Raw genomic sequence first — 1,578 nt, 5'->3', positions numbered from 1 at the left:
GCCGCGGCCCGAGAAGACGCCGCGAGAGCGTGCGCGCAAGTTTACAGAGGACGCCGCAGCGACCTCTGCCGGTAGCGTTTCAGGCAACAATTAGAGCAACCCGGCCTGGGTCATCAGCTCAACCGCCTTTTTGCTGTCGAGTTTCGAGACGTCGACAGTCGGAGCGTCGAGTTGCTGCAGCGGCACCAGTTTCGGATTGGACTCTGCATTCTTGCCCACGGCGTATTCAAACGAGTTGCCGTTCTTGAGGATCGCCTGGCCGTCTTTGCCGGTAATCCATTTCAGGAATGCCTGAGCCTGTTCCTTGTGTTGACTGGAGGCCAGGACGCCACCGCCGGACAGGCTGACAAAGGCACCTGGATCCTTGTGTTTGAAGTAGCTCAGCGAGGTGTTCTTGCTGTTCTCGCCGGTCTTGGACTGATCGACGAAGCTGTAATAGTGATAGATCACGCCGCTGTCGATCTGACCGGCATTGACCGCCTTGAGCACGGCGCTGTTGCCCCGGTAGGCGGTGAAGTTGGTTTTCATGGCTTTCAGCCAGTCGAGGGTGGCGGCTTCACCCTTGAGTTCCAGTACCGCTGCGACGATGGCCTGGAAGTCGGCACCGGCCGGCGAAGCGGCCCAGCGGCCTTTCCAGTTCGGTGCTGCGAGGTCCATCAGCGATTTTGGCAAGTCTGCTTCAGCCAGCTTGCTCGGGTTGTAGACGAACACCGTGGAGCGTGCGGCAATCCCTACCCATTTGCCATGCGCCGGACGATAGGCCGCGCCCACTTGTTCCAGCGTGCTCGGCGCAACCGGTGCAAACAGCCCCGCGTTGTCGACCAGCACCATCGCCGGGGAGTTTTCGGTCAGGAACACGTCGGCCGGGGACGCTGCACCTTCCTGCACGAGCTGATTGCCCATCTCGGTGTCGTCGCCATTGCGCACGGTCACTTTGATGCCGGTTTCCTTGGTGAAACCTTCGACCCAGGATTTGGTCAGGCTTTCGTGTTGAGCGTTGTAGACCACGATACCCTCCGTCTGCGCAGCGGCATACACGTGACCGGCGCTGAGGAAAGCAGTGGTCAGCAATGCGTTTTTAAGGAACGAGGGGATACGGGAAATCATTCTGTCGACGGCTCCTGTTTTTTTAGTCAACACGCGCAGATTCATCATGGGAACAATGCGAATCATTTGCATGTTTGAGTCGCCGCGAATGTAGAGCGCCAAATGAGAAAAAAACGTCAAAAAAATCGTAAATAGATGTCATTTCACGGTCGACGGAAAACTTGAGCCGACACGGTGGTGGGCAACTTTCAAACGATATCTTCGATCGGAGTGTGGCCTTGGGCCTCTTGGCTGAACTTTGGCCTGGTCTGAGGTGACGCGGGGCTCAAGGCTTATAACGCATCATGGCAATGGTCACGCGCGTCCCTGTCTGCGGCGTACTTTGAACCGTCAGATGTCCACCCAGTCTTTCGACAATCCGCTTGCAGTGGGCAAAGCCAAGCCCGAACGACGATGATTGCGACCGTGCGGCGTCGGCACGGAAAAACACTTGCCCCAATTGCCGGACTTCTTGCGTGGACATGCCTGCAC

General features: G+C 57.6%; 2 protein-coding genes. Both read right to left on the bottom strand.

Annotation, left to right across the window (positions count from 1 at the left end):
- Positions 1–90 precede the first annotated feature (90 nt).
- A complete protein-coding gene (locus AC1DLB_RS29575) occupies positions 91–1,107 on the bottom strand; it encodes an iron ABC transporter substrate-binding protein (protein WP_064617803.1) in 1,017 nt (338 codons plus the stop codon).
- A gap of 265 nt (positions 1,108–1,372) precedes the next feature.
- On the bottom strand, positions 1,373–1,578 hold a 206-nt coding region (locus tag AC1DLB_RS29570), incomplete at its 5' end, for an ATP-binding protein (RefSeq protein WP_477786245.1).

It is taken from the genome of Pseudomonas sp. 05N434 (genome assembly GCF_056396965.1).
This window is presented reverse-complemented; position numbering and strand designations above follow the sequence as displayed.